Consider the following 20,808-nt stretch of genomic DNA (forward strand, 5'->3'; position numbering starts at 1 on the left):
AATCGACGGAGAGTGGGCGATCGGCTGTGTCGAGCCATCTGACCGGAACGGACGAGACCGCGGGCGATTTCGGCGCGAACGAGTGGCTGGTGGACGAGCTCTACGAGCAGTTCGTGGCCGACAGGAACAGCGTCGACGAGTCCTGGTGGCCCGTCCTCGAGAGCTACCACCGGACGCAGGCCGCCACGACGGACGCCGCCTCCGGCAGCCCGGTCGACACCGGCTCGGGCACCCCGGCCGCCGCCGACTCGAGCACCCCCCGCCCGGGCACAGGCAGCCGCCGCGCAGGACGCCCCCCGCCGGTCAACCCGCCGCCGCCTCCGGCCCCTCCTCCACGCAGCAGCCCGCCACAGGAGAGGCGAAGACCCCGCTCCAGGCCCGCACCACCTCGCGCCAGCCGTCCCCGCAGCCGATCCCCGCCGAGGCGAACGACGCGGCGGACGACCACGAGGAGACCCACGAGGACGTCGCCACCCCGCTGCGCGGCATGGCGAAGACCCTCGCGTCGAACATGGACGCGTCGCTCACCGTCCCGACCGCGACCAGCGTCCGGACCATCCCGGCGAAGCTGATGATCGACAACCGGATCGTCATCAACAACCACCTGCGGCGTGCCCGCGGCGGCAAGATCTCCTTCACGCACCTGATCGGCTGGGCCATGGTGCAGACGTTGAAGGAGTTCCCGAGCCAGAACGTCTCGTACGAGGAGCGCGACGGCAAGCCCTTCCTCGTCACCCCGGCGCACGTCAATCTCGGCATCGCGATCGACGTCCCGAAGAAGGACGGCACGCGCTCCCTGCTCGTCCCGAGCATCAAGCGCGCCGAGGCCCTGACGTTCGGCCAGTTCCTCTCCGTGTACGAGGACGTCGTCAAGCGCGCCCGGGACAACAAGCTCACCCCGTCGGACTTCCAGGGCACGACGATCTCCCTCACGAACCCGGGCGGCATCGGCACCGAGCACTCGGTCCCGCGTCTCACGAAGGGGCAGGGCTGCATCGTCGGCGCCGGCGCCCTCGAGTACCCGGCGCAGTTCCAGGGGTCGGCGCCGAAGACCCTCATCGAGCTCGGCGTCGGCAAGACCATCACGCTGACGAGCACGTACGACCACCGTGTCATCCAGGGCGCCGGGTCGGGTGAGTTCCTCAAGAAGGTGCACGAGCGGCTCATCGGCCAGCACGGCTTCTACGACGACATCTTCGCCGCGCTCCGGATCCCCTACAAGCCGATCCAGTGGGCGAACGACATCAACGTCGACCTGGCGCACCGGGTGAACAAGACCGCGCGCGTGCAGGAGCTCATCAACAGCTACCGCGTCCGCGGGCACCTGATGGCCGACATCGACCCGCTCGAGTACCGGCAGCGCACGCACCCCGACCTCGAGATCGAGAGCCACGGGCTGACCTTCTGGGACCTCGACCGGGAGTTCGTCACGGGCGGGCTCGCCGGCACGACGACCGCTCCCCTGCGCGACGTCCTCGGGATCCTCCGCGACGCCTACTGCCGCACGGTCGGCATCGAGTACATGCACATCCAGGACCCGGAGCAGCGTCGCTGGGTGCAGGAGCGCATCGAGGTCCCGTACTCGAAGCCGTCGAAGGACGAGCAGCTCCGCGTCCTCGGCAAGCTCAACGAGGCCGAGGCCTTCGAGACCTTCCTGCAGACGAAGTACGTCGGCCAGAAGCGGTTCTCGCTCGAGGGCGGCGAGTCGACCATCGCGTTCCTCGACACGCTCATCCAGCACGCCGCCGTGGACGGTCTCGACGAGGTCGCGATCGGCATGGCGCACCGCGGCCGCCTCAACGTGCTGACGAACATCGCCGGCAAGACCTACGGCCAGATCTTCCGCGAGTTCGAGGGCACCCAGCTCCCGGGCACGGTCTCCGGTCAGGGTTCCGGCGACGTCAAGTACCACGTCGGCACCGAGGGCGTGTTCCGCGCCTCCGACGGGTCCCGCATCCCCGTCACGATCGCCGCCAACCCGTCCCACCTCGAGGCCGTCGACGGGGTGCTCGAGGGCATCGTCCGCGCGAAGCAGGACCGGAAGCCCGCCGGCACGTTCGGCACGCTCCCCGTGCTCGTGCACGGCGACGCGGCGATGGCCGGCCAGGGCGTGGTCGTCGAGACCCTGCAGATGTCGCAGCTGCGGGGCTACCGCACCGGCGGCACCGTGCACCTCGTCATCAACAACCAGGTCGGCTTCACGACGCCGCCCGAGTCGGCGCGCACCTCGGTGTACTCGACCGACGTCGCGAAGACGATCCAGGCGCCGGTCTTCCACGTGAACGGCGACGACCCGGAGGCCGTGGCCCGCGTCGCGGACCTGGCCTACGCGTACCGCGAGGAGTTCCACCGCGACGTCGTCATCGACCTGGTCTGCTACCGCCGCCGCGGTCACAACGAGGGCGACGACCCCTCGATGACGCAGCCGCTCATGTACAACCTCATCGAGGCGAAGCGCTCGGTCCGCACGCTGTACACCGAGGCCCTCGTCGGCCGCGGTGACATCACGCAGCAGGAGTACGACGACGCGCACCGCGACTTCCAGGACCGCCTCGAGCGTGCCTTCGCGGAGACGCACGAGGCGCAGACGGGCTCGGTGTCGACGCCCGCCACGGACGACTCCGGTGCCGTGAACGGCCTCGAGCGCCCGACCTCACAACGCGACGACTCCGAGCTCGAGGTGCACGACACCGCGGTCTCGCAGGAGCTCGTCGAACTCATCGGCGACGCGCACGGCAACCCGCCGTCGGGCTTCTCGATCCACCCGAAGCTGCAGCAGCTCCTCACCAAGCGCCGCGAGATGACCCGGACCGGCGGGATCGACTGGGCCATGGCCGAGCTGATGGCGATCGGCTCGGTCCTGACCGAGGGCAAGCCGGTGCGGCTCGCCGGGCAGGACGCCCGTCGTGGCACGTTCGTCCAGCGCCAGGCGGTCTTCCACGACCGGACCAACGGCCAGGAGTGGCTGCCGCTCGCGAACCTCACCGAGGACCAGGCACGCTTCTTCATCTACGACTCGCTCCTGAGCGAGTACGCGGCGATGGCGTTCGAGTACGGGTACTCGGTCGAGCGTCCCGAGGCCCTCGTGCTCTGGGAGGCGCAGTTCGGCGACTTCGCGAACGGCGCCCAGACCGTGATCGACGAGTTCATCTCGTCCGCCGAGCAGAAGTGGGGCCAGCGCTCCGGCCTGGTGCTCCTGCTCCCGCACGGCTACGAGGGTCAGGGGCCGGACCACTCCTCCGGGCGCATCGAGCGCTACCTGCAGCTGTGCGCGCAGGACAACATGGTGGTGGCGCGCCCGTCGACCCCGGCGTCGTACTTCCACCTGCTCCGGCGCCAGGCGTGGGCGAAGCCGCAGAAGCCGCTCATCGTGTTCTCCCCGAAGGCGATGCTCCGCCTGCGACAGGCGACGAGCGCGGTGACGGACTTCACCTCCGGCACGTTCCAGGAGGTCCTGGACGACGACCGCCTGCAGGCGAACGGTGTCGACCGCGGGTCGGTGCGCCGGGTGGTCCTGCACTCGGGCAAGATCCACCACGACCTGCGTGCCGAGGCGGAGAAGCGCGGCGTGACCGACGTGGCACTGGTCCGGCTGGAGCAGCTCGCCCCGCTCCCGCTCGACCGCATCCTCGAGGTCATCGCGGGCTACCCCGAGGCCGAGGTCGTGTTCGCCCAGGAGGAGCCCGAGAACCAGGGCGCCTGGCCGTTCGTCTGCATGAACCTGTCCCCGCACCTGGACGGTCGGCCGCTGTCCGTCGCGGCCCGGTCCGCGAGTGCGGCGCCGGCGACCGGCTCGTCGAAGCGCTCCGCCGCCGAGGCGGCCGAGGTCATCGACCGGGCGTTGAGGGCATGAGCGCTTGAGCGCGTCGGCCTGATGACGAGGGAGCGCCTCGTGCAGGAGTCCGTGGGACTCCAGCACGAGGCGCTCCGACGTCCGCGAGGGATCAGTACAGTTCAAACCAGCCTGGTGTAGCGGACGCCCGCCTCGTGGTAGCCGCGGCGCTGGTAGAACCGGTGCGCGCTGTCCGTCGCGGCGGCGCTCACGGCGCTCAGCTGGCGCGCGCCCTGCTCGACGGCCCACGTCTCGAAGGTGCCCAGGAGCGCAGAGCCCGTGCCGTGCCTCCTGGCCGTGGGGTCCACGACGAGGAGGAGCAACTGCGCGGTCGGCGCATCCCCGGCGTACGTCCACGTGAGCTGCGCCCCGGCGACCGCGACGGGCCGACCGTCGTCCCCGCGCACGACCCACGTACGGTGCCCGGCCTCGGCGGTGAGCCGGTCGAGGCGCGAGCGCATCGACGCGGGCTCGACCTGGTGGCCGAGCAGGCGCACCAACTCGGTCACCGCGACGACGTCGGGTTCGGTCCAGGTGCTGATCGGCTCGGCGTCGGTCATGCCCGCACCCTACCCGCTCGCGGCGCCGCGGCCGCCGGTGTGACGCGGCCGGGTGCCGTCAGTGTGTGGACTGCACTGCGCGGAGCCGGGCGAGGACCTCGCCGCGGAGCTGCTCGGGAGCGGTCTCCTGGCAGGCGCGCTTCACGGTCTCCATGAGCACCACGCCGACGCGGTGTTCCGTCAGGCAGTCCTCGCAGCCGTCCATGTGCTCGCGGATGTCCGCGGCGTCCTCGTGACGGAGCTCGTCGTGGAGGAACTCCTCGAGTTCCGCCTTCGCCTTCGAGCAGTCGCACCCGCTCATCGTGCGTCCTTCCGGGTCGTGCGGGCACCGGCCGTCGTGGCCGCCCGCGTACCTGCACCACGGCCTCGCCCGCGCATCGTCGCCGTCGACGCTGCGTCCGGGACGACACCGGTCTCGCGTGCGTGGTCCGCCAGCAGCCCACGCAGGAGCCGGCGACCACGGTGGAGGCGGCTCATGACCGTCCCCACGGGGGTCTTCATGATGTCGGCGATCTCCTGGTAGGAGAACCCCTCGACATCGGCGAAGTAGACCGCCATCCGGAAGTCCTCCGGGATGGCCTGCAGCGCGTCCTTCACGGCGGAGGACGGCAGGTGGTCGATGGCGTCGGCCTCGGCGGACCGGGCAGAGATCGACTGCGTCACGCTCTCCGCGCCGCCGAGCTGCCAGTCCTCGAGCTCGTCGATGGTGCCCTGGTACGGGTTCCGCTGGTTCTTGCGGTACGTGTTGATGAACGTGTTCGTCAGGATCCGGTACAGCCACGCCTTGAGGTTCGTGCCCTGGCGGAACTGCCGGAACGCGGCGAACGCCTTGACGAACGTCTCCTGCACGAGGTCCGAGGCGTCGGCGGGGTTGCGCGTCATCCGCATCGCCGCGCCGTACAGCTGGTCCATGAACGGCAGCGCCTGGTCCTCGAACAGGCGGCGCAGCTCGTGCTCCGAGACCGTCTTCGCGTCGACCGGCTCGTCGTCGGCGGTCGGGTCGTCCGACTCGTCCACCGTGTCCGACGCGGCGAGGTCCTCGTCCTCGACGGCGTCGAGCTGCGCCTCGGTCTCCTCGACCAGGTCGTCCGGTGCGTGCTGCGGTTCGTCGGTCGTCATCGCCCGCCAGTCTAGGCGGACGAGGACGTCCGGGCCCTGCGGCTCGGTCAACGTCGTGACGACCGTCGGCAGCTGGTCCGCGGCGGCCGGTCGTGACGGTGCGAGTGCGATCACCGTGCTCCTCCCGATGGGTTCAGTAGTGTGGTGAACCGATGGCAGCCACGACGCATTCCCGCCCCTGGACCGCCCCCGTCGCGCCGGGCCCGCTCGCCGGGGACGTCGCCCTGCCCGGGTCGAAGTCGCTGACGAACCGCGAGCTCGTCCTCGCCGCGCTCGCCGACGGCCCCTCCACGATCCGGCTGCCCCTGCACTCCCGGGACTCCGCCCTCATGACGACCGCGCTCCGCCAGCTCGGCGTCGGCATCGACGAGGTCGAGCCGGTCGCGGGTGACCCGGCGAACCCGTACGGACCGGACCTCCGCGTGGCGCCCGCCGCCATGCACGGCGGTGTCCGTGTCGACTGCGGCCTCGCGGGCACCGTCATGCGCTTCCTGCCGCCCCTGGCGGCACTGGCCGAGGGACCGGTCACGATCGACGGTGACCCCTACGCCCGCAAGCGACCGATGGCTGCGATCATCCGCGCGCTCGTCGACCTCGGCGTGGACGTCACCGACGACGGCGGCGGCGCGATGCCCTTCACCTTCGTCGGCAGCGGTTCGGTCCGGGGTGGGACGCTCGAGATCGACGCCTCGGCGTCCTCCCAGTTCGTCTCCGGCCTGCTGCTCTCCGCGCCCCGCTTCGACGAGGGCCTGCACCTGCGGCACGTCGGCGACCGGCTGCCGAGCATGCCGCACATCGCGATGACGGTCGCGGTCCTCCGTGCCCGCGGCGTCCGCGTCGACGAGCCGGGCGTCGGCGAGTGGGTCGTGCACCCCGGACCCATCGCGGCACGGGACGTGACGATCGAACCGGACCTCTCGAACGCCGCACCCTTCGCGGTCGCCGCACTCGTCGCCGGTGGGACGGTCCGGATCCGGACCTGGCCGACCGGGACGACGCAGGTCGGTGCCGACCTCGAGACGCTCCTGCCGCTGTGGGGCGCGACCGTGACGCGGGACGGTGCGGACCTGGTGTTCGACGGCGGCGTCGGGGTCCGGGGTGGCGCCTCCCTGCCGGGTCTGGAGCTGGACCTGACCCGCGGCGGCGAGCTCGCCCCGGCACTCGTCGCGCTGGCGGCCCTGGCCAGCGGCCCGAGCGAGGTCTCCGGGATCGGGCACCTGCGCGGGCACGAGACGGACCGGCTCGCGGCGCTCGCGGCGGACCTCAACGGGCTCGGAGGCGCGGTCACCGAGCGCGAGGAGGGCCTCCGGATCGAACCGGCGCGGCTCTCGGGCGGTGACTGGGCTGCGTACGAGGACCACCGGATGGCCACCGCAGGTGCCGTCGTCGGTCTGGTGACCGAGGGCGTCGCGGTCGACGACATCGGCTCCACCGCGAAGACGTTGCCGCAGTTCCCGGAGCTGTGGGCCGACCTGGTCGCCACGGCGGGCCGGACCGCTCCGGCAGACCGGGACACCGACGTCGCGGGAGCAGCGGGCGCGGCCGAGACAGCAGAGGGGGGCGCCGGCATGAGCTGGTGGGACGACACCGACGGCGGCGACGAGGACGAGCCGTACGGCCAGTACGACGAGTCGAGCGTCCGCGTCCGGCCGAACCCGAAGGGCAACCGACCCCGGACGAAGACCCGACCGACGTACGAGGACGCGCCGTCGGGCTGGGTCACCAACGTCGACCGCGGACGCTTCGGCGTGCTCGTCACCGACGCGGACGGGGAGCACGTCATCACCGCGACGAAGGCCCGCGAGCTCGGCCGGAAGTCGGTCGTCACCGGCGACCACGTCTCGCTCACCGGCGACGTCTCCGGCAGCGAGGGCTCCCTGGCCCGCATCGTCCGGGTGGCCGAGCGGACGACCCTGCTCCGGCGGAGTGCGGACGACTCGGACGAGGTCGAGCGTGTCATCGTGGCGAACGCCGACCAGATGCTCATCGTCGTGGCCTCGGCGGACCCGGAACCCCGGCCGCGTCTCATCGACCGGTACCTCGTCGCGGCGTTCGACGCCGGCCTCGACCCGGTCCTCTGCATCACGAAGACCGACCTCGCCGACCCGGCGCCGTTCCTGGCGCACTTCGCCTGCCTCGACCTGCGCATCGTGACGAGCCGGGCCGACGACGTGCCGTTCGAGGCACTGCACGAGCTCCTCGACGGCAAGGTGACGGTCACCGTCGGCCACTCCGGCGTCGGCAAGTCCACCCTGGTCAACGCGCTGACCGGCTCCACGCGGGCGATCGGCGTCGTCAACTCGGTCACCGGGCGCGGCCGCCACACGTCCTCGTCGTCCGTCGCCCTCCGGGTGCGGGACGGCGGGTGGGTCATCGACACCCCCCGGCGTCCGGTCGTTCGGCCTCGGGCACGTGCAGCCGGAGAACGTGTTCCGCGCGTTCGCCTCGCACGCGGTGCCGGTGCAGGACGCCCCGGACGGCATCCCGCTGCACCAGGCGCACGACTGGGAGATCGTCGACCGGGTCGCGGGCGGCGAGCTCGGGCCGACCGGGATCGAGCGGCTCGACTCGTTCCGGGCGCTCCTCACCGGGATGGGCGCGGAGGACCCCGGCACGGCGTGAGCTACCCCGCGCGGCGTTCCCCGACGTCGGGTGGACCCGCTCGGCCCAGTCCGCGTGGGGGTCCGCCGGACCGCCGCTACGCTCGACCCGTGGACCTCAGCGCCGACCTGGCATTCGCCCGTTCCCTCGCCGACACCGCCGACGCGATCAGCCTCGACCGGTTCCGCGCCGCCGACCTGCACGTCACGGAGAAGGCCGACCACACCGCGGTCACCGACGCCGACCAGGCCGTCGAGCGCGCTCTCCGCGAGCGGCTCGCCGCGGAGCGCCCGGAGGACGCCTTCCTCGGCGAGGAGACCACGGCGGACACCGGCGAGGAGGCCGTGAGCGCCGGACACCGCCAGTGGGTCGTCGATCCGATCGACGGCACCGCCAACTACCTGCGCGGCGTGCCGGTGTGGGCGACGCTCATCGCGCTCGCGGTGGACGGCCGTCCCGTCCTCGGGGTGGTCAGCGCACCGGCCCTCGGCAAGCGCTGGTGGGCGGCGGCGGGCCTCGGCGCCCACTCGTTCGACGGACCGCTGCACGTGTCCGGCGTCGCCGCCCTCGGGGACGCGAGCCTGAGCTACAACTCGCTGCAGCAGTGGGACGACGACGACCGACTCGACGCCCTCGTCACGCTGTCGCGCCGGGTCTGGCGCACCCGCGCCTACGGCGACATGTGGTCGTACATGATGGTCGCGGAAGGGGTCCTCGACGTCGCCGGGGAACCGGACCTCAAGCCGTGGGACATCGCCGCCCTCGTCCCGATCGTGGAGGAGGCCGGCGGCCGCCTCACCTCGCTCGACGGCGACCCCGGTCCGTGGCACGGCAGTGCGCTCGCCTCGAACGGCCTCGTGCACGACGCCGTCGTCGAGGTGATCCGCCGGGCCTGACCGCTGACGGGGCACCTGCGACGCTGCTCGCCCCAGCGCCGCCGTCACCCCCCCCCCGTTCTGGGGGGCACGCCTATCGGCGCATCGGACTGACGGTTCCTCCAGCACGACCGATGGTGGGTTACCGTTCTCGTGGCGGCAGGTCAGTACTCGTCGGGATCCCTAGTCCCGGTCACCACGGACCCACCGTCATCTCGTCCGACTGCCCTAACCCGAGGGGTGACCACGACGATGGATTCATCGTTCCCGAGCGGGACCGAGCCCACCCAGGCTCGTCGTCCGCGATCCGTCCACACATCGACCCTGCCAGTGTCCCGGGCCACCCACCCGATGCACACCGGCACCTCCCACCGCGGGGCCACCCACCCCGCCGCGGGATCCCCCCGCCGTCGGCTCCCCCGGCCGACCCGTCCTGCTCCCCCCGTCCCTGGCGCCGGAGGCCGGTGAGTCCGCATGGAACTCACCGGCCGACGCACTGAGGTCGACCGGATCACGACCCTCGCCGTACTCCCCCCGGGAGTCCGCGCTGGTCGTCGTCGGCGACCCCGGCTCCGGACGCACGAGCGTCCTCGACGCGGCCAGTGGCCGCGTCCCCGTCCCCGTCGTCCGCATCGGCGTCAACGGGACCGAGTCCCGTTGGCCGCTCAGCGGCGTGACGACCCTCTTCGGCGCACTCGACGACCCCCGGGCCGCCGCGCACGTGACACGGATCCTCGCGACGGTCCGCGACGCGGACCCGTCCCGGGCGATCGTCGTGGCGCACGAACTCCTCGCGACGCTGCGTGTGCTGCAGCTCCCGCCGACGCTCGTCCTCATCGACGACCTCGACCGGATGGACGCGGCGAGCCAGACGCTCATCGCGTTCCTCGCCGGTCGGCTGGTCGGCACGTCGCTGCGGATCGTGGCGACGGTGGCGAGCCTCCCGTCCGACGGGCCGCTGACGGCACTGCCGTCGATGCGCCTGGAGGCCCTGCCCGCGGACGAGACGCTGCTGCTCGCCCGCAGCATGGTCGCCGAGGACGCGAACGACGGCGTGCTGGCGGTCGTCGCCGAGCAGACCGCCGGCAACCCCGGCGTGCTCCGCGAACAGCTCGACGTGCTCAGTCGGGACCAGCTGCTCGGCTCCGAGCCGCTCGTGCTGCCGTTGCGACCCACCGACACCACCGGCCGGATCGCCGCCGCGGCCGTCGCCGGGACCGGCACCCGCGACCTCGAGGTCCTGGCCCGCCTGGCCCTGGTGCCCGTCACCCGCGCGGTCGGGCCGGAGTGGGACCGGGACGTCGTGGAGGACCTCGCCGCACTCGGTCTCGTCACGGTCCGCGGGCAGTCGATCGCCGTCCGTTCGCCGCTCGTGCGGTCCTGGCTGCACTGGCAGATGCCCGCCCGTGACCGTCGTGCTGCCCACGCCGGGCTGGCTGCGTCCGCCGACACCTCGGACCCGCGTGCCGCTGCCTGGCACCGGAGCTTCACCGCGGACGAGCCCGACGCCGTGGCGCTCCTGCACGCAGCGCGCGAGTACGCGGCCGACGGTGAACCCGGCGCCGCGGTCACGCTCACCGAACGGGCCCTCCACGTCGGGACGCGCTCGGAGCCGGAACACCTGGCGCTCCTGGCCGTCGCGGAGGTGCTGCTCACGCGCCGTCTCCTCGGCTACGCGGCGCGGTACCTCGCCGCGATCGAGCCGTTCGCCTCCCGCTTCGACGACGTCCGCCGCCTCCGCCTGCACTACTCGGTGCAGTACCTCAGCGGCGAAGCAGTGGTGGCCGACGAGCTCATCGTCCCGGCCGACGCCGGCGACCACGACGAGGCCCTGGCCGTGACGGGCCTCGTGGCCATGGTCGCGAGCTTCCGGGCCGAGGCGTGGGAGCTCGACCAGGCCCGTGAACTCCTGGAGCGCGCCGAACCGTACGAGCACGACCTCCCCACACCGACCGCACAGGTCCTCCAGGCCGCCCGCACCATGGTGGCCGCGATCGCCGGTCACCTGCCGGCCGACCGGGACCTGCACGACGGACTCGCGACGCCGAGCCTGCTCGCGCTGTCCGACCCGGCGCTGCTCATGCTCGCGCACGCGCTGAGCCTGTCCGATCGGCACCGGAGCGCCCGCCGTGTGTTCGCCCTGGTCCTCACCCGGTCCACGCACACCGCGCCGGTGTGGCTCGAGGCCGCGCGGTACCTCTCCGCGGAGAACGAGGTGCGGTCCGGCGACTTCCGCCTCGCGCACCGGGCCATCGACGCGTGGGAGTCCGGGTCGAGCGTGGTCGAGCGCCTCCGGGAGCCGTCGCGGGCGATCGCGATCGCGTGGCGGCACTTCCTCGAAGGACATCCCTCCGCGGCCCTCGACGTCCTCGACCGGTGCCTCGCGGACCGGTCCACGAGCGGGCTCTGGGGTGCGACGGCGAAGCTGCACGCGTTCCGCGGGCGGGTCCTGCTGTCCGAGGACCGGCCGGACGAGGCGGTCACCGCGCTCGAGACCGCGGACGCGATCGGTCGGACGCTGCGGAACCCGACGGTCCTCCGTCACCTCGGCGACCTCGTCGAGACGTACGTCCGGCTCGGCCGGACCGAGGACGCGCGGTCGACGACCGCTCGGCTCGCGGCCGATCACCGTGCGCACCCGTCGCGCTGGGGCGCGCTCGTGCTGGCGAGGAGCCTCGCGCTCGTCGCCGACGAGGACACGCGTGACGCCGCACGGTACCGGGCGCTCGAGCTGTTCGAGCCGACGGACCCGCAGTACGAGCGTGGCCGCACGCTGGCCGCGCTCGCTGCGACGAGCACCGGCCCGGACCGCGCCCGACTCGGTACGACCGCTGCGGCTGCCTTCGAGGCCGCGGGGCTGCGGCGTCCGCTCGTCGCACCGCAGGGCGACGTCGCGATGCCCCCGGTCCACGCCGTCGTCGTGGACGGCGTCGGGGTGCACGCGGAGGCGAGCGGTACGGCGCCGGTCAGTGCGACCCGGTTCCGCACCGCTCCGTCGCCGACCACGCCCCGGAGCGCCCCGGACGCCGTCCCGGTCCTCCCCCCTGCTCACCGCGGAGGAGCGTGCCGTCGTGCAGAAGGTGACCGAGGGGTACCGCAACCGCGAGATCGCCTCGTCGCTGTACATGTCGCAGCGGACGGTCGAACTGCGCCTCACGCAGATCTACCGGAAGGTGGGCGCCCGGTCACGCTCGCACCTGGTGGCACTGCTGGGGTGACGCCGGACTCCCAGTGAACACCAGCGGGCGGTCTGGGACGATGGCGCCTTGACCGCCCTGCCCGCCTCCGCCGTGTCCGGCGCCCTGCTCATCGGCGCCGTGCTCCCCCCTCCTGCCGTTCCTCGGCCGGATCGCGCGCCTCGCCGCGACGATCGCCCACGAGGTGGGCCACTGCGTCGTCGTCGTGCCGTTCGGCGGTCGCATCCGGCGCATCGACCTGCACGCGGACGGCTCGGGTGAGGCGTGGGTGTCGCTGGGCCGGGTCCCGGGGGCCGTGCGGTGGCTCGTCCGGGTGCTCAACCTCTTCGCCGGGTACAGCGCACCGCTCTGGGCGGGGGGCACTGCTCGTCACCGGCGCGGTGGTGGGCACGCCCTGGCTCCCGGTCGTCGTGCTCGGCGTCGTCGGTCTCGTCGCCCTGGCGTTCGTCCGGAACTGGTTCGGCCTGCTCGTCGTCGTCGGGTTCGACGCCCTCGCCCTCTGGGTGGCGCTCCGCCCCTCCGACCTCACCCTGCTCGTCGTCGCGGCCCTCGGCGCCGCGTTCCTCGTCGACGGACTCCGCTCGCTGCTCCAGGTGTTCCGCTGGCTGCTGACCGGGGCCCGCGTCCAGACGGACTTCCACATCGCCGCCGCCGAGTTGCGCCTGCCCGCCGTCGTCTGGTTCGTGCTGTTCCTCGGCGTCAACGGCGTCGCGGTGTGGGCCGCCCGCGGACCGCTGCTCGCCGTGTGGGACACCGTCGTGGTGGGCGTCCGGGCGGTCGTCGGGGCGTAGCCGGACACCCGGACCGACGGACGCCGCACCCGGGATGCCGTAACGCGACGTCGTGTTCGCTCCCCCCGGCGCCGGGGCCTGCGAGAGTACCGCCCACAGCAGACCCGAGAGCGCGGGGCGGCAGCACGGAGGTGGACGGATGACGGACGAGCGACCCGGGTTCGCGACGGAGCAGGTGCACGGCGGGTTCCTCCCGGACACCGGACACGGGGCGCGCGTCCCCGCGATCCACATGTCCTCGGGCTTCCTGTTCGACGACGCCGCGCAGGCTCGCGACCGCTTCGCCGGCACCGACGACGGCTACACGTACACGCGGCTCGGCAACCCGACGAACGGGGACGTCGAGCGGCGCATCGCCCTCCTCGAACACGGCACCGAGGCCGTCCTCGTCGGCAGCGGACAGGCGGCGGCGACGGTCGCGTTCCTCGGGCTGCTCGCCGCCGGGGACCACGTGGTCAGCGCGTCGAGCATCTACGAGGGCACCCGCGGACTGCTGCTGCAGAACCTCGGACGACTCGGGATCGAGGTCGACTTCGTCACCGACGCGCGTGACCTCGACGCGTGGGCCGCCGCGGTCCGCCCGGAGACGAAGCTCTTCTTCGCGGAGACCATCCCGAACCCGAAGAACGACGTCCTCGACATCGCGGGCGTCGCGGAGGTCGCGCACCGAGCCGGCGTCCCGCTCGTCGTCGACAACACCCTCGCGACCCCGTACCTCGTGCAGCCGGTCGACCACGGCGCCGACGTCGTGATCCACTCCGCGTCGAAGTTCCTCTCCGGCCACGGCGCCGGGCTCGGCGGTGTCGTCGTGGACGGCGGCCGTTTCGACTGGACGGTGACCCCCCGAGCGCTGGCCGCACCTGACCCGGTCGGACCGTGCCCTCGGCGGTGCGAGCCACACCGACCGGTACGGACGCGGCGCGTTCATCGCCTACGCCCGGGACGTCGTCGCCGCCCGCATCGGCCCCACACCGTCGCCGTTCAACGCGTTCCTCCTCCGCCAGGGCATCGAGACCCTGTCGCTGCGCGTCGAACGCCACGTCGCGAACGCGCTCGCCGTGGCGACCTGGCTCGAGGCGCAGCCGGAGGTGACGAGCGTGGACCACGCGGGGCTCGCCTCCAGTCCGTACCACGACCTCGCCCGTCGCTACCTGCCGCGCGGTGCCGGGTCGGTGTTCGCCTTCACGCTCGCCGGCGGCGAGGTCGCCGCGCACGCCCTCATCGACGCGGTCCGGCTCTTCAGCCGGATGACCCACCTCGGCGACGTCCGGTCGCTCGTGCTGCACCCCGCGTCGACGACGCACGCCGGACGGACCCCGGAGGAGCGCGCGGCGCAGGGCATCCACGACGGGCTCGTCCGCCTGTCGGTGGGGATCGAGGACGTCACGGACCTCATCCGCGACCTGGAGCGCGGGTTCGCGGCCGTCCGTGCGCTCGCCGAACCCGGCCGGGAGGCTCGCCCCGACCCCGCGACGGACGGCGCGACGGTCGGCGTCCCGGCCCCGGCAGGCGTGCGCTGATGGCCCGGATGCAGCACATCGGCTACTTCTTCTCGCGGGGCTTCGGGCCGCAGGCGTGGGGTCGGCCGGACTGGCACTGGGGGGCACGACTGGACGAAGCCGGACCTGTACCAGCAGTCCGTCCGGGCGCTCGAGGACGCCGGGTTCGACCTCGTCATCGCGGAGGACGCGATCTCGCTCGGGAACCCCGCGACGCTCGACCTCCGGATCCGCCAGGCGTACGGCGGCCCGAAGCACGACCCGCTCCTCCTCGCGCCGTGGCTGTTCGCGGCGACCCGGCACATCGGCATCGCCCCGACCGTGAACGCCGGGGTGACGCCGCCGTACCTGGCCGCCCGGCAGCTCGCGACCCTCGCGCACCTGTCCTCCGACCGGCTCGGGGTCAACGTGGTCACCGACGTCGGCAGCGCCCGGCACGCCGGCCTCGACCCGGTGCCGCACGACGTCGCCTACGACCGCGCCGAGGAGTGGACCGGTCTGCTCCGCCGCCTCTGGCACTCGTGGGGCGACGGGTACGTCGGGTCCGAGGCCGACTGGCACTTCGCGGACGGCGACCGCCTCGACGCGTTCAGCCACGCGGGCGAGCACTTCCGCACCGCCGGGCCGTTGAACGCCCTCCCGCTCGCCACGGACCCGGTCGTGGTCTCCCCCGGCGGGTCCGGACGCGGGCTCGGCTTCGCGGGGACGCACTCCGACGTGCAGCTCGCCCTCGCCCCGCTCTCCGCGGCGGCGGTGTCGGCGTACCGGCGGACGGTGCACGACGCGGCCGCCCGCGCCGGTCGCGGCCCGGACGACGTGCGGGTCCTCTTCGTCCTGAAGCCCGTCGTGGTGTCCTCGGCGGCCGAGGCCGACCGTGTCGTCGAGGCCTCGCGGCACCCCTCGGACGACGACCTCCGCGCCGCCGCCCTGGCCTGGTCGAGCGACGCGGAGACCGACCTGCTCGCGCTCGACCTCGACGCGCCGATCCCGGAGGGCACGTTCGCCGACCACGTGTCCGCCGGCACGGTCCGCGGACTCGTCGGGGACACCCCGGACGCACCGCTCCGGGAACTGCTCACCCGGAAGGCCCGGCTCGGCCGCGTCGCCGACCGGTCCGGGTTCGTCGGGACGGCGGAGGAGTTCGCGGACTTCATCGAGGAACTCGGGTCGGACGCGGACAACGACGGCGTGATCCTGTCGGGCGACCTGCACCCGGCGCAGGTGTACCGCATGCTCGGGGACCTGGTGCCGGTGCTCCGGCAGCGCGGGGTGCTGCGCCGGGAGTACGGCGACGGTGGGCTCCGGTCGAACCTGTTCGACTTCTGACCCCCCGCGGAACGGGCTACTTCTTCTTCTTCGAGGCCTTCTTGTCGGACTTCTCCTTCCCGTCCGACTTCTTCTTCCCGCTGTCCTTCCCGCCCGACTTCTTCTTCCCGCTCACCTTCTTGTCCGACTTCTTCCCGCCCGACTTCTTCTTCCCGCCGGGCTTCTGCGCGTCGGCATCGGGAGCGTCGGCACCGGAACCGTCGACACCGGAACCGTCGACACCGGGACCGTCGACACCGTCGACCGGTTCGACCACGACCGAGGCACCGGTGTCCGTGATGGTCCCGACGGCCCGCCCTTCGACCTCGGTCGCGAGCGCGTCCTCGATCCGCTCGACGACGATCTCGGCGCCGGACCCGGCGAGACGCACCAGGGCCTGGGCGGCACGGAGCCGCGTCGTCGACCGGCGGGCCAGGGCGTCCGCACGTGCCCCTTCGAGGAAGGTCCGCAGCGCACGCTCCGGCTGGCTCCGGCCACGCGGCGCCGCGCGGTCGAGACGGTCGAGCGCGCCGGCCGTCCCCGCCATGTCGTCCTCGACGTGCTCGTGCCGCACGGTCTCGACGAGCGCCGCGACCGCTGCCGCCGCCTGCTCGACCGCGGGGCTCCGCTGGTCCATCACGACGAGCATCTCGAAGACCGCGCCGTACGACATCGTCTCGAGCCGCACCGGCTCCGCGCCGCGCCCGCGCAACACCAGACGGGCCTCCGGCGTCGGCAGCCACGCGACCACGGCCGCGACCGAGGCAACGGACCCCACGATGCGCTCGTACTCGGCCAGACCCAGACGGTCCTGCTCTCGCAGACGGACTCGGATCGCGATCTCCTGCACGGCGTACCTCTCGCTCGGGGACGGCACCGCGGACGCGGAACCGTGCCCTCGAACGTAGTCCTCACACCCGGCAGCTCCGGGGGGCGCGCGCCCGCGCCTGCGCAACGGGCCCGGACACGCAGAACGCCCCGCTCCGTCCTAGGACGGTGCGGGGCGGTCAGTGGCGACTCACGTGACAGTGGTCCGACGATCGGCAGGTGGTGGAGATGGGGGGGAATCGAACCCCCCGTCCATCGCTGCAATTCGACGTCTTCTACGGGCGTATCCGGATGTTCGTTCTGCTCGGCCCCGTCCGTTGCTACCGGCTTCTCGGACGACAGGCCCAGTCTCAGTGCACGTCCCGCACGGCCCTGAGGCACAACCGCGCAGCAAGTCCCCTTGATGACGCCGGACTCAGGTTAGGGAACGATCACCTGGCCGACGGACTTCATGTGCTGGGCTGCTTACGCAGCGAGAGCGAAGTCAGTGCGCTTGGAATTGGCACTTGTTGTTTTCCACGGATCGTTGACGAGATGACCGTGGGTCCTCGGCCCGCTTCCCGTCGGCACACAGGCGATGTCGAAACCGATCATCCCCATGCAGGCCGTCGTGCGGACCACTGTCACGCTGTTGAGTTGCCAAGCCCGTCCCCGGAGACCTCCGGGTCAGGCAGCTGTTCAGTCTACCGACCGGACAGCATCAACGCTAGTCGACCCGGCTGGTCACTCGCCGAGTCGGTTGCGCGACCGCATGGCCCGCTCGGCCTCGCGCTTGTCGGTCTTCTCGCGCAGCGCCTGGCGCTTGTCGAACTCGCGCTTGCCCTTCGCGACCGCGATCTCGACCTTGGCCCGGCCGTCCGAGAAGTAGATCTTCATCGGCACGAGCGTGTACCCGCCCTGCGCGGTCTTGTGCGAGATCTTCACGATCTCCTGCTTGTGCAGGAGCAGCTTGCGCTTCCGCCGCGGTGCGTGGTTGTTCCACGTGCCCTCGGTGTACTCGGGGATGTGCACGGCGTCGAGCCACGCCTCCCCCCGCGTCGACGAACGCGTACCCGTCAACGAGCGACGCTCGGCCTTCCCGCAGCGACTTCACCTCGGTCCCGCTGAGCACCATGCCGGCCTCGTACGTGTCCTCGATGAGGTAGTCGTGGCGCGCACGACGGTTCGTCGCGACGACCTTCTCCCCGCGCTCCTTCGCCATGCCCGGCTCCTTCTCGATGGTGTGCACTCGCCCGTGCGAGCCGCCCAGCATATCGAACACGGACGGGCCCGCGCACCTTCCCGGTGCGCGGGCCCGTCCGGGGTCCGCGGGCGTCGCCCGATCAGACCTTGAGGTAGCGGCGGATCGCGATCGACGCCGACAGCGCCGCCAGGACGACCCCGATGACGATCACCGCCGGGACCACGACCGCCGCGTCGTCCATGCCGATGAACGCGGTGCCCGAGAAGCGTTTCGTCAGGTAGTTCCGGACGAAGAACCAGACCACCGCCAGGATCGCGCCGCCGGCCAGGACCGCTCCCACCGCAGCGGCGATCACGCCCTCGAGCACGAACGGCGTCTGGATGAACCGGTTCGACGCCCCCCACCAACCGCATGATCCCGAGCTCGCGGCGTCTCGAGAACGCGGACAAGCGGATCGTCGTCGCGATGAGCAGCACCGCGGCGACGAGCATCAGGGACGCGATGCCGATGGCCGTGTAGGACGAGGCGTTGAGCAGGTTGAAGATCGGCTGCAGGTACCCGCGTTGGTCGACGACGCTCTGCACGCCCGCGACCTTCGACAGGCTCTCCACGAGCACGTCCGCCTGCGACGGGTTCTTCAGGTTCACCCAGAAGGTCTCGTTGAGGTACTCGGGCTTGACGAACTCCGTGGCCGGGGAGTCCTTGAACTGCTGCTTGAACCGCGTGTACGCGTCCTGCTGGTCCTCGAAGTAGGACTTCTCGATGTACGGCTGGAGCGTGGACGAGTCGAGCTGCTGCTTGATCTGGTCCCGCTGGTCGGCGGTCGCCTTCGCGCCGGTGCAGTTGCCGGTCGTGTCGGTGTCGGTGCACAGGTACACCGCCACCTGGGCCCGGTCGTACCAGTAGCCCTTCATCTGGTTGATCTGCATCTGGAGCAGGATCGCGGTGCCGACGAAGGTCAGCGAGATGAAGGTCACGAGGACGACCGACACCACCATCGAGGCGTTCCGTCGGAGACCGGAACCGACCTCGGCCATGACGAGTCCGAGCCTCATCGGATGAGCCCCGGGATCGTCTGGATGCCGGTCGTGTTCGAGACACCGCCGCGCTGGATCGGCAGGGCCTGGGTCTGGTACCCGCCGGCCTGCTCGTCACGGAGGACCGTGCCGCCGGAGAGCTCGATGACCCGCCGCTGCATCTGGTTCACGATGCTCGCGTCGTGCGTCGCCATCAGGATCGTCGTGCCTCCCTGGTTGATGCGTTCGAGGAGCGCCATGATGCCCGCCGAGGTCGTCGGGTCGAGGTTGCCGGTCGGTTCGTCGGCCAGCAGGACCGCGGGCTTGTTGACGACGGCACGGGCGATCGCGACGCGCTGCTGCTCACCGCCGGAGAGCTCGTGCGGCATCCGGGTCGCCTTGCCGGAGAGCCCGACGAGCTTGAGCACGTCCGTGACGGACTCGCTGATGAAGCCCTTGCTCTTGCCGATCACCTGCAGCGAGAACGCGACGTTGTCGAACACGTTCTTGTTCGGGAGCAGCCGGAAGTCCTGGAACACCACGCCGAGGTTGCGGCGGAAGTACGGGACCTTGCGGGACGAGAGCGCGCCGAGACGCTGTCCGAGGACGTGGATCTGCCCGCGGGAGGGCTTCTCCTCCTTGAGGACGAGCCGGAGGAAGCTCGACTTCCCGGAGCCGGACGCACCGACGAGGAAGACGAACTCACCCTTGAGGATCTCGAGGGTGACGTTGTCGAGAGCGGGACTCGGGTTGCCCGAGTACACCTTGGTGACCTGGTCGAATTTGATCATGACCGGATCAGGGTAGGTCGCGATCCGGTGATCCTGCTCCAGGCGCGCGGCTCACGACCCCGTGGACTCGTGCAGGTCAGTCCTCGTCCGGGCGCTTGCGCCAGCGGATCCCGGCGTTGATGAAGCCGTCGAGGTCGCCGTCGAACACCGCCGAGGGGTTGTTGACCTCGTAGTCGGTGCGCAGGTCCTTGACCATCTGGTACGGGGCCAGCACGTAGTTGCGGATCTGGTCGCCCCAGCTGGCCGTGATCGTGCCCGCGAGTTCCTTCTTCTTCGCGTTCTCCTCTTCCTTCTTCAGGAGCAGGAGGCGCGACTGCAGCACGCGCATGGCGGCGGCACGGTTCTGGATCTGCGACTTCTCGTTCTGCATCGAGACGACGGTGCCGGTCGGGATGTGGGTCAGGCGCACGGCCGAGTCGGTCGTGTTGACGGACTGCCCGCCGGGGCCGGAGGACCGGAACACGTCGACGCGGATGTCGTTCTCCGGGATGTCGATGACGGCGGTCTCCGGCATGAGCGGGATGACCTCCACCGCGGCGAAGGACGTCTGGCGCTTGCCGGCGGCACCGAACGGCGACATCCGGACGAGGCGGTGCGTGCCGGCCTCGACCGACAGCGTGCCGAACGCGTGCGGACCGTCGACCTCGAACGTGGCGGACTTGATGCCCGCTTCCTCCGCGTAGGAGGTGTCCATCACGGTGACCTTCTGGTCGTGCTGCTCGGCGTACCGCAGGTACATGCGCATGAGCATCTCGGCGAAGTCCGCGGCGTCGACACCGCCGGCGCCGGCACGGATGGTGATGACGGCGGGACGGTCGTCGTACTCGCCGTCCAGGAGGGTCTGCACCTCGAGCTCGCCCATGGTCTTGGTGATCGCGGCGAGTTCGGCGAGCGCCTCGTCGGCGGACTCCTGGTCCTCCGCCTCGTTCGCCATCTCGACCAGGACCTCGAGGTCGTCGAGGCGCTGCTCGGTGGCCGTGAGCTTCTTCAGCTCGGCCTGCCGGTGCGCGAGCGCGCTCGTCACCTGCTGCGCGTGGTCGGTGTCCTCCCACAGGTCGGGCGCGCCGGCCTGCTCGCTGAGCTCCGCGATCTCACGCTCGAGGCGGTCCACGTCGACCACCGAGCGGATGTTCCCGAAGGTCACGCGGAGGGCGTTGACCTGTTCGGCGATGTCCAGTTCGACCATGGTCCCCGATCCTACCGGCGCTTCC

At 71.8% G+C, this 20,808-nt stretch carries 10 protein-coding genes, 1 other RNA gene and 9 pseudogenes; 11 read left to right on the forward strand and 9 right to left on the reverse strand.

Annotation, left to right across the window (positions count from 1 at the left end; all coding sequences use genetic code 11):
* Nucleotides 1–26 precede the first annotated feature (26 nt).
* Nucleotides 27–3,853, forward strand: a pseudogene (locus tag DEJ15_RS12275) (multifunctional oxoglutarate decarboxylase/oxoglutarate dehydrogenase thiamine pyrophosphate-binding subunit/dihydrolipoyllysine-residue succinyltransferase subunit).
* A gap of 101 nt (nucleotides 3,854–3,954) precedes the next feature.
* Here DEJ15_RS12275 and DEJ15_RS12280 read toward each other — a convergent pair.
* Genes DEJ15_RS12280 through DEJ15_RS12290 form a run of 3 tightly spaced genes read right to left on the reverse strand, consistent with a single transcriptional unit; the run spans nucleotide 3,955 to nucleotide 5,511 of the window.
* Nucleotides 3,955–4,392, reverse strand: a complete 438-nt coding sequence (locus DEJ15_RS12280; RefSeq protein ID WP_110825166.1) for a GNAT family N-acetyltransferase — start codon at nucleotides 4,390–4,392, stop codon at nucleotides 3,955–3,957.
* A 58-nt stretch (nucleotides 4,393–4,450) separates the two neighbouring features.
* On the reverse strand, nucleotides 4,451–4,693 hold the full coding sequence (locus tag DEJ15_RS12285) for a zf-HC2 domain-containing protein (RefSeq protein ID WP_110825167.1): 243 nt from the start codon (nucleotides 4,691–4,693) through the stop codon (nucleotides 4,451–4,453).
* Complete coding sequence (locus DEJ15_RS12290; RefSeq protein WP_110825236.1) at nucleotides 4,690–5,511, reverse strand: sigma-70 family RNA polymerase sigma factor; 822 nt, start codon at nucleotides 5,509–5,511, stop codon at nucleotides 4,690–4,692. Before DEJ15_RS12290 ends, DEJ15_RS12285 begins: the two co-directional genes overlap by 4 nt.
* Nucleotides 5,512–5,663: 152 nt before the next feature.
* Between DEJ15_RS12290 and aroA the strand changes: the two are divergent.
* The 10 genes and pseudogenes from aroA to DEJ15_RS12330 form a co-directional block, all read left to right on the forward strand.
* Nucleotides 5,664–7,007: pseudogene (aroA, locus tag DEJ15_RS12295) on the forward strand (3-phosphoshikimate 1-carboxyvinyltransferase); the annotation flags it as partial.
* 72 nt (nucleotides 7,008–7,079) lie between these two features.
* A pseudogene (gene rsgA / locus DEJ15_RS12300) lies at nucleotides 7,080–8,133 on the forward strand (ribosome small subunit-dependent GTPase A).
* A gap of 113 nt (nucleotides 8,134–8,246) precedes the next feature.
* Nucleotides 8,247–9,008 (forward strand): annotated as a pseudogene (locus DEJ15_RS12305) (inositol monophosphatase family protein); the annotation flags it as partial.
* A gap of 475 nt (nucleotides 9,009–9,483) precedes the next feature.
* Nucleotides 9,484–9,876, forward strand: a pseudogene (locus DEJ15_RS18600) (ATP-binding protein); the annotation flags it as partial.
* 2,191 nt (nucleotides 9,877–12,067) lie between these two features.
* Entirely contained in the window at nucleotides 12,068–12,205 is a 138-nt protein-coding gene (locus DEJ15_RS18605; protein WP_349814888.1) for a LuxR C-terminal-related transcriptional regulator, read from the forward strand.
* Between the two features lie 163 nt (nucleotides 12,206–12,368).
* Nucleotides 12,369–12,479: pseudogene (locus DEJ15_RS18610) on the forward strand (hypothetical protein); the annotation flags it as partial.
* The gene (locus tag DEJ15_RS12320) at nucleotides 12,442–12,975 is read left to right on the forward strand and encodes a M50 family metallopeptidase (protein WP_284175058.1); all 534 of its coding nucleotides are present in this window, start codon (nucleotides 12,442–12,444) and stop codon (nucleotides 12,973–12,975) included. The pseudogene DEJ15_RS18610 and the gene DEJ15_RS12320, both read left to right, overlap by 38 nt.
* Before the next feature lie 139 nt (nucleotides 12,976–13,114).
* Nucleotides 13,115–13,750 (forward strand): annotated as a pseudogene (locus tag DEJ15_RS18615) (aminotransferase class I/II-fold pyridoxal phosphate-dependent enzyme); the annotation flags it as partial.
* A gap of 232 nt (nucleotides 13,751–13,982) precedes the next feature.
* On the forward strand, nucleotides 13,983–14,495 hold the full coding sequence (locus DEJ15_RS18620) for a PLP-dependent transferase (protein ID WP_349814889.1): 513 nt from the start codon (nucleotides 13,983–13,985) through the stop codon (nucleotides 14,493–14,495).
* A 171-nt stretch (nucleotides 14,496–14,666) separates the two neighbouring features.
* Entirely contained in the window at nucleotides 14,667–15,800 is a 1,134-nt protein-coding gene (locus DEJ15_RS12330; protein ID WP_502866167.1) for an LLM class flavin-dependent oxidoreductase, read from the forward strand.
* Nucleotides 15,801–15,816: 16 nt separating this feature from the next.
* Here DEJ15_RS12330 and DEJ15_RS12335 read toward each other — a convergent pair whose 3' ends face one another.
* The 6 genes and pseudogenes from DEJ15_RS12335 to prfB form a co-directional block, all read right to left on the reverse strand.
* Nucleotides 15,817–16,629, reverse strand: a complete 813-nt coding sequence (locus DEJ15_RS12335; protein WP_146232847.1) for a hypothetical protein — start codon at nucleotides 16,627–16,629, stop codon at nucleotides 15,817–15,819.
* Nucleotides 16,630–16,827: 198 nt separating this feature from the next.
* Nucleotides 16,828–17,205, reverse strand: a transfer-messenger RNA (tmRNA) gene (gene ssrA, locus DEJ15_RS12340).
* Between the two features lie 125 nt (nucleotides 17,206–17,330).
* Nucleotides 17,331–17,808 (reverse strand): annotated as a pseudogene (gene smpB, locus DEJ15_RS12345) (SsrA-binding protein SmpB).
* 121 nt (nucleotides 17,809–17,929) lie between these two features.
* A pseudogene (gene ftsX, locus DEJ15_RS12350) lies at nucleotides 17,930–18,845 on the reverse strand (permease-like cell division protein FtsX).
* Nucleotides 18,842–19,597: a cell division ATP-binding protein FtsE gene (gene ftsE, locus DEJ15_RS12355; RefSeq protein WP_110825177.1), complete on the reverse strand. Its 756-nt coding sequence runs from the start codon at nucleotides 19,595–19,597 to the stop codon at nucleotides 18,842–18,844. The pseudogene ftsX and the gene ftsE overlap by 4 nt, the downstream one beginning before the upstream one ends.
* 76 nt (nucleotides 19,598–19,673) lie before the next feature.
* Nucleotides 19,674–20,783: a peptide chain release factor 2 gene (gene prfB, locus DEJ15_RS12360; protein ID WP_110825178.1), complete on the reverse strand. Its 1,110-nt coding sequence runs from the start codon at nucleotides 20,781–20,783 to the stop codon at nucleotides 19,674–19,676.
* Nucleotides 20,784–20,808: the final 25 nt, after the last annotated feature.

This window comes from Curtobacterium sp. MCJR17_043 (assembly GCF_003224315.2).
Lineage (GTDB): Bacteria > Actinomycetota > Actinomycetes > Actinomycetales > Microbacteriaceae > Curtobacterium.